Consider the following 9,632-nt stretch of genomic DNA (forward strand, 5'->3'; position numbering starts at 1 on the left):
ATTTAAATATTTTTATTAATAAAAATAGAAATTGTAATACATAGATTAAGTTAAATAATTGTGTCTACCAATTATATAAATCATTCAAAAATCAATAAGAAAGATTTATATAATGTAAATTGGATAAATCTTTTTAATGATTAATTCTTTTGTATAATGGTTCATCTTTCTTAATGATAAACATTGTTTAAGTAATTTATTGAAAGTATGATCAAAAATTTGATAAGTATATAATTATAGGAGATATTATGCTTAAAAAAATTATATTAATAATAACAATACTAACATTAGTTTTTGCTACTAGTATTAGTTGTGTTGAAGCAACTAAAGTTTATAAAATAACAGTAAAGTTTAAAGAAGATATGTATACTAGTAAAATAGTTTATAATAGTGAAATTAACACCTATTATCGAGGTAATGAAATTAGTGTTTTTAATGGAGAAATAATGAGTGGTAATCATATTATAATCAAAAAAGCTAAAATAAAGAAAATGAATAGGAAAACTAAAAAAGTTTATTATAACACTTTAGAGGCAAAAATAACTCCTTCTGGTGGTTTCACTGATTATACAACTGTTGATTTAAAAATTAAATCAAAATATAAAGCAATTAATGCTGTTGTTTATTATGCAAAGCTTCCTAAACATCTTGGAAAAGATAAGGTAGATGTTTTTGTGGGAGTTTATGATTATTTATATAAAAATTCTAGTTCTACAAAATATACACCATATAAAGTAGTATGGAGTCCTAAAGTCTCTTTATGGAAGATACATTTAGAGGATAAGAAAGGTAATACTAATTATAAACCAATCTATTATAATGGAAAAAAATTTTTTTAAAATAAAATAATAATAAAAATTATCTTCAAATTTTTCGTATTTAACTGGGGATGTCCCATAATTCAATAGATAATTAGTTAAGACTTATTTTCTTAAATAAGTATTTTAAGAGCCTTATCTTGCGGATAAATTAATTATATAGATATTTAATTAGTTATATAAATTGAATTTTAGCTATTCTAATCCAGTTTATCAATATATTTTTATAAATTCTACATAGAAAGTGACAAAAATTCTAAATATCATGAAAACATATTATATTTAAAAATGATTAAAATAACTTTGTTTTAGTATATATTTAGTTAAAATGCTTAAAAATTAATTAAATAGATTTTCAACGACTTATAGAATTATGGGACATCCCCTATTTAAATCTAATATAAATATTGACTGTGAAACAATTTGAAAATGCAAATTTTTAAATTACTCAAATAAGTTAATTTATGTATTTGTAAGCATTTATATTATAAAATCAAATATTAAGATTTGATAAAAATCTATTTTAATTAATATTAACATGTATTTAATTAAAATAAGAATTTTTAAAGATTTAATTTTTATTATATTAAAAACTATTAAGAATTTTAGGACAATCAAAAAAATTAAAAATGAAATAAATTGGTTTAAAATATGATTTTATTTTTTCTTTTTAGGAGTGTATTTTAAGATAGCTATTCCTTTTTTATTTGTTTTAGCTTTTCCAACATATTTTCCTGCAACATAGAATTTAATGTATTTATCAGCTAATGCTTTTCCTTTGAGATTAGTTAATTTAGCTTTTAATGTTGTGGCTTTGTCATAGATAGTTTTAGCATAATAGATAGTGGTGATTGTTTTTCCTTTTTTAGATTTAGCAGTGTATGTGTAGGTTTTAGACAATTTATTGTATTTACTGTCTCCAGCGAACTTGATTTGTAGTTTATTGGAATATTTAAGTGTGGTTTTTATAGTAAATTCTCCTTTACTATTAGTTTTGTAATTACCTATTTTTTTACCGTTTATGTAGACTGTGAATCTTTTGTTTGGAAGTGATTTACCTTCGCTATTGGTAGCTTTGATGTTTATTGTTTTTTTATCTCCAAGATATCCAGTTGGTAAAATAGTAGTTAAAGTGATTTCATCTTTAGTTACAGTTATAATGGATTTTGATGATGTTGAATCAGTGTAAATACCTGTAGGATCAGTGAATGATGAGGTGTAAGTTAGTGTACCTGTTTTTGTTGGAGTGTATCTGAAGTAAGCTACACCTTTTACATCAGTCTTAGCTGTTCCAATGAGTTTTCCATTAACATAGAATTTAACCTCTTTATCTGCAATAGGTCTACCCTTATTGTCTTTTAAAGTGGATTCAAGTTTAAAAGAATTATCAACAGTCGCTATTACATTTAATGTATTAATTTGGCTTGGAATTGCTTCTGAAATAATATTTGTTGAACTATTATTATTTCCAATATTATTATTATTATTATTATTAGTGTTAATTGTAGCAGTATTTTCTATGGTTCCTACATCAATTATTTTTGCATTAATTGTTAGTGTAGCTGTTTTTCCACTACTTAAAGTGGATATGTTCCATGAGCCTGATATATGATCATAGGTTCCCATGTTAGATGAATAGCTAATGAATTGTAATTTAGAGTTTAGTTTTTCCAATACATTGAAATTGGAAGCTGTAGTTAGACCATGGTTAGTTATTTTAATTGTGTATGTAATGTAATCTTCAACTAGTGGGTTTCCTGTGATATTACTAGTTTTAACTATGGTTAAGTTTACATCATTAACTGTGAATTTGATACCATCATTTGTTTTATTATTAATATTTGATTCATTTGTATTAATTTTAGCAATATTTTCTATTTCACCTATATCATTAATTTTAGCAGTAATTGTTAGTGTTACATTATTTCCTGCTTTTAAAGTGCCAATAAACCAGAGACCAGTATTTTTATCATAAATACTTCCATCAGTAGTAGAGTAGTTGATAAATTTTAATTTACCTCCTAATATATCAGTGATATTAACACCATGACCATCAGTTATGCCATTATTAGTAATTATGATTTTATAGGTCACTACATCACCATAATGAGGATTATTTTCCTCAGTGACATTAGAAACCATAATCATACTAATATTAACATCATTAACACTTATATTGACTGTAGTTTTATTGTTACTGTTGATATTATTCTCACTCACTGAAACATTAGCAGAATTACTGATGTTACCTATAGCTATTATAGTAACATTGATTGTGAGTGTTGCGGTTTTACCAGCTGTAAGCTTACCAATACTCCATAACCCATTAGTATTATTATAAGAACCTTGTGTTACAGATGCTTTATTAAATTTCAACTTAGTATTATCAATTATTTCAGTTACAAGAACTCCAGTGGCATCAGTGGCATCAGTGGCATCAGTAGCACCATTATTCACCACATTAATGGTATAAATTACAGTATCTCCAATATGAGCCTTAGCACTATTATTAATTCCGTTAATGCTAGCTATTTTAATAATACTTATATTAACATTGTTATGCACAATAAAAGTAGTGCTGTTAGTAGCACTAACATACTTATCATTGCCATCAAAGACAGCAACAACATTAATGAGACCAGTTGAATTAACAGCATAATTAATATTCCACTTACCACTTACACCCGTAGTAGCATTATAATTAACACCATTAACAGTTACAACAACCCATACATTACTAATAGCCTTATTACTCTCATCTAACAATGTACCGTTAATACCAACACTACTATTCATCTTAGCACTTGTAATAGGATTAATGACTAATGTACTGTTTAAAGACACTCCATTAAAATTAGTGCTATTTACAGCAGCAGCATAATTAGTATTACCAGTAAACTCAGCAACAACATTAATACTCCCAGATGACTTAACAATATAAGTAATATTCCACTTACCACTTACACCCGTAGTAACATTATAATTAACACCATCAACAGTCACAACAACCCATACATTACTAATAGCCTTATTACCATCATCTAATAAAGTACCATTAATACTAACACTACTATTCACCTTAGTATCAGGAACAGGATTAATAACCAAATTACTACTTAAAGAAACTCCATTAAAACTAGTACTATTTACAGCAGCAGCATACTTAGTATTACCAGTAAACTCAGCAACAACATTAATATTCCCAGATGACTTAACAATATAGGTAATATTCCACTTACCATATGAATCAGTAGTAGCATTATAATTAACACCATTAACAGTCACAACAAGGTGTGCATTACTAATAGCCTTATTACCATCATCCAATAAAGTACCATTAATACTAACACTAATATTCACCTTAGTATCAGGAACAGGATTAATAACCAAATTACTACTTAAAGAAACTCCATTAAAACTAGTACTATTTACAGCAGCAGTATGATTAATATTGCCAATGAACTCAGCAACAACATTAAATAGTCCATTTGAGTTAACAAGATAAATAATACCCCACTTACCATTAGCATCAGTAATAACATTATAATTAACACCATTAACAGTCACAACAACAGTAACACCACTAATCAGAACACCATTCTCATCAAAGAGACTACCATTAATATTAACACTACTATTCACCTTAGTATCTAAGATAGGATTAATAACTAAAGTACTTTTTAAAGTTTCTCCATTGAAATAAGTAGTATTAGCAGCAGCAGTGTAATTACTATTACCAACAAACTCAGCAACAACATTGACTAATTCTTTTGAATTAACAAGATAAGTAATACCCCACTTACCACTAGCATCAGTAATAACATTATAATTAACACCATTAACAGTCACAACAACAGTAACACCACTGATTGGAGCATCCTTTTCATCTAACAAACTACCATTAATACTAACACTACTATTCACCTTAGTATCTGCAATAGGATTAATAACTAAAGTACTGTTTAAAGCCAAACCATCCAAATAACTAGTATTAGCAGAAGCAATGTAATTAACATTACCAGCAAACTCAGCAACAACATTAATACCACCAGTCGAAACCACATGATGAATAATATTCCAATTACCAGCTGCATTAGTAGTAGCACTATAATTAACACCATTAACAGTCACAACAACAGTAACACCACCAATCGGAACACCATTCTCATCTAACAAAGTTCCATTAATACTAACATTGCTATTCACCTTAGTATTCACAATATGATGAATAATTAAAGTACTGTTTAAAGCCAAAGCATTGAAATGAGTTGCATTAGCAGAAGTAGTGAAATTAGCATTACCTATGAACTCAGCAACAACATTAATAACACCAGCCGAACCTACATGATAGATAATATTCCAATTACCACTTACACCCGTAGTAGCACTATAAGAAACATTATTAACAGTTAAATTAATAATAACACCACTAATCGGAACACCATTCTCATCTAATAAAGTTCCATTAATACTAACATTACTATTCACCTTAGTATTTGTAACAGGATTAATAACTAAAGTACTGTTTAAAGCCAAAGCATTGAAATGAGTTGCGTTAGCAGAAGCAATGTAATTAGCATTACCAACAAACTCAGCAACAACATTAATAACACCAGCCGAACCTACATGATAGACAATATTCCAATTACCACTTACACCCGTAGTAGCACTATAAGAAACATTATTAACAGTTAAATTAATAATAACTCCAGTTATAGGATCACCTTTTTCATCTAATAAAGTACCATTAATACTAACATTGCTATTCACCTTAGTATTTGTAACAGGATTAATAGTTAAAGTACTGTTTAAAGGATCTACATGGATTGTTGTGCTTGTGTTGGTGTTACTTCCATTAAGGATTATTTCATTTGCTGTTACATTTGCAATGTTTTCTATTGTTCCAGGACTAGCTATTATCACTTCAATTTCAAGTGTAACCGTTTGATTAACGTTTAATGCCCCAATATTCCATAAACCAGTGTTATTATCATAGGTTCCTCTTGAAGAGGTGTGATTAAAGTAGGTTAATTTAGAACCTAATATATCATATACACATACATTTGTTCCATTATCTAAACCATTATTTTTAACTGTTATTGTGTAGTTAACATGATCCCCTACATGAACTGTATTAAAACCAGTCACATTAGATACTTTAGTAATGTTTAAATTAACTGCTGGTGTGACATTGATTGTTACTGTGGAGTTTATATTTGGATTAACAAGTGTTTCAATAGCTGTTAGATTACCTGCAGTGTTGTTTATTGTTCCTGATTTAATAGCCTGAACAATCATGTGTAGTGTTACAGTTACTCCAGGTCCAATATCCCCAATAGTCCAAAGACCTGTTGTGTTATTGTATGAGCCTCCAGTTGTGTTTAGAAGTTTAAAACTATTATTAAGTAAATCAGTGAAAGTAACATTAGATGCGAAATCATTTCCAATGTTTGTTATAGTTATTGTGAAGTTAATAGTACCATTATTTGAAACATTGCCTACATTTGCAACTTTATGAATAGTGAGATTAACATTAGTTCCATTATCAAGAATAAGAACAATGTCCTCATCATCTGCTAGAGCATTGATTGATGCTTGAAGATTATTATTAGTTAACATTAGAACTTGAGAGAATGCTAAGTTTCTTATATCACCAGTAATACTATTAACAGTATTAGTACTGTTTCTAAGTAATACTTCTACTGTGAAGTAAGGTAATAAACTTGGAGTATTAGTAATATTGGTAGTTAAATTATTCAATGTTAATTTGTAAGATAAGGTTGCTTGAGTGTTTTTTGTGTAATTTCTTGTTGCATTTACAGTTGTATTAAATGTGGAGTTAAGTGAAAGTTGTAATACATACCAATAGCTAATATTTAAATTCAAACCAGAGTTAGTGTAGTGACCAGTGATATTATTTTTTCCCCACCAATTAAAGTTTGCATTAGTATTATTTCCTGAGTTTATCATATCTAAAGCATTTTGATAAATTCTATTGTAATTTAAGGTGTTATTAGACCCAGTAATGTTTACACCTACTATTGTATTATTCACAATTGTAGTGCTTATTATAGTATCATTGAAACCATCCATTATTACTCCTACATCACTTCCTCTTAATGTTCCATTAGTGAAAACATTATTATGATTAGAAGAATTAAAAGTCAAACTAACTTTTAAATTAGCTATTGTAATGTTAGAGAAAGTATTATTTTGTCCATTTACAAATATTCCTCTTTTGTTATTATTTCCAATTATTGAACCATTAGAAATATTATTTCTAGAACCATCAACAAGTAAAACAATATCATTATTAATTATAATATTATTACTTATTAGATAGCTATTTAAATTAATATTTGAATCATTGAACCCAATTCCTAAAACACCATTATTACCATCAAATGAATTATTATTAATAAAAGTCTGGTTATTTAATGTATAAATAGCACCACCATAACTAGCATTATTATCAATAAAACTAGAATTACTCACACTAAAATTACCATAATTACAAATAGCACCACCATAATTACTAGCATTATTACCAATAAAACTAGAATTACTCACACTAAAATTACCATTACTAGAAATAGCACCACCACTACTACTAGCAGTATTACCAATAAAACTAGAATTACTCACACTAAAATTACCATTACTAGAAATAGCACCACCACTACTACTAGCAGTATTACCAATAAAACTAGAATTACTCACACTAAAATTACCATTATTAGAAATAGCACCACTATTAGTACTAGCAGTATTACCAATAAAACTAGAATTACTCACACTAAAATTATCATAATTAGAAATAGCACCGCCATAACGAGCAGCATTATTACCAATAAAACTAGAATTACTCACACTAAAATTACTTCTATTATTATAAATAGCACCACCATTATTAGTCCTAGCAGTATTATTAATAAAACTAGTATTTTCATTTATAATGAAATTAGTTCCATTGTTGCTGTAAATTGCTCCACCATTTTGAGCAGTGTTATTTATGAATTTAGAGCCCGTTATTATGATTTTAGAACCATTGCTGTAAATAGCACCACCATTATTAGTAGTACCAGTGATGTTACCATTTGCAAAAGTTAAATTGATTAATGTAACATTTAAACCATCGTTAATAAGGAATATTCTCCCATTATTAAGTGCATCTAATATTATTTCTCCACTTAGTACTGTATGACCAAGGAGAGTTATGTTCTTATTTATAGTTAAATTAGTATTGTTTTTTCCTATTCCATTAGTATTATTGTAGTTGTTTCCTGCTATGTGTATTGTTCCACCATTTTGTACTATTTCTAATGCATTTTCTATTGATTTAACGGCACTAGTCCAATTTGACCCATTATTACTATCTGATCCTCCTGTTGCATTAACATATACATTCGGAAGTTTAGAAGCATTTATGTTGAATATTTTTGTGAAATTATCTATTCTAGCTGTTGCAGTAGTATTTATATATGGATTAAATGGTACTGATAAATTAGCAGATAAATTAGCAGAAAATATAAATTCTCCAAATCCACCATTACGATCTATTGTTCCATTAAACTCAGGAAGAGCATTATCAGATCCATTAGTTGTATTAAGACTCATTGTATAATTAAATATAAGAAGACTATTTCCTACATCTACATCAATTAATGTAATATTAACCACAAAATAATTTGTTAAATTAACTGTTGTTCCAGTCCCATTAATTTTAACAGAATAAGTAAGTGGATTTGTATTATTACCCCACCAATTATAACTTGCATTAACAGTTGAATTGAAAAGATACAATTGACCTTGATTAGTATTGTTATATATACGATTATATTCCAGTGTAAGGTTTGTGTTGTTAGTAGCTATTGCCCCACCATAGGTAGCAGTATTATTTACAAAGTTAGAACTGACTATAGAAACATTATTACTCCGAATAACATATATTGCTCCTCCAATAGATCCTGAATTGTTAATAAAGTTTGATTCACTTATAGTTGAATTAGTATCATAATAATCATAAATAGCACTACCATTATTGCTTGCAAAGTTATTAATAAAAGTTGCATTAGTTATATTAGAATATCGACCATTATTATTATAAATAGCACCGCCATGCCCATTATTAGGACTAATAGCCTTATTATTAACAAAACTAACATTACCCAAAATAGTAAAATTAGTAGCAGAATTATAAATAGCACCACCATAACCATAAGTAGTACCATCAGCAGAATTATTAACAAAACTAACATTACCCAAAATAGTAAAATTAGCAGCATAATTAGAAATAGCACCACCATAACCATAAGTAGTACCATTAGCAGAATTATTCACAAAGCTAACATTACCCAAAATAGTAAGATTACTACCAGAACTATAAATAGCCCCACCAAAACCATAAGTAGTACCATTAGCAGAATTATTCACAAAGCTAACATTACCCAAAATAGTAAGATTACTACCATAACTATAAATAGCCCCACCATAAGCAGCACTAGAATTACCCCTAGCAGAATTATTAACAAAGCTAACATTACCCAAAATAGTAAAATTATCACCAGCACTATAAATAGCACCACCATAACCATAAGTACTATTAGCAGAATTATTAACAAAATTAGTATTAGTTATACTTGAATTGTTGCCATCATTGTAAAAAGCTCCTCCAGAACGAGCAGAATGTTTGTGTCAAAATTTTACCTCTTGTCATTTTATTTTTCAATGTTTTAGTATTCATGTTAATAAATACTATTTACATGTTTAATTATTGTCTAAAAACCTCCTGTGAAAAAAAATTTTTAAATCTAA

General features: G+C 27.9%; 2 protein-coding genes. One reads left to right on the plus strand and one right to left on the minus strand.

The genetic code is table 11. From position 1 onward, the window contains the following. Positions 1-248: 248 nt before the first annotated feature. The gene (locus MBFIL_RS10025; RefSeq protein ID WP_066974094.1) at positions 249-839 is read left to right on the plus strand and encodes a hypothetical protein; all 591 of its coding nucleotides are present in this window, start codon (positions 249-251) and stop codon (positions 837-839) included. Between the two features lie 636 nt (positions 840-1,475). On the opposite strand, the gene MBFIL_RS10030 is transcribed toward MBFIL_RS10025, so the two are convergent. Continuing rightward, positions 1,476-9,365 carry a DUF11 domain-containing protein gene (locus MBFIL_RS10030; RefSeq protein WP_066974095.1) on the minus strand — a complete coding sequence of 2,630 codons (7,890 nt, stop codon included), beginning with the start codon at positions 9,363-9,365 and terminating at the stop codon, positions 1,476-1,478. Positions 9,366-9,632 lie beyond the last annotated feature (267 nt).

Source organism: Methanobrevibacter filiformis (assembly GCF_001639265.1).
In the GTDB taxonomy this organism is placed as follows: domain Archaea; phylum Methanobacteriota; class Methanobacteria; order Methanobacteriales; family Methanobacteriaceae; genus Methanacia; species Methanacia filiformis.

Excerpts from the sequence above, each read along its gene's own strand:
- MBFIL_RS10025 (WP_066974094.1), top strand. The coding sequence starts at position 249 with ATGCTTAAAAAAATTATATTAATAATAACAATACTAACATTAGTTTTT.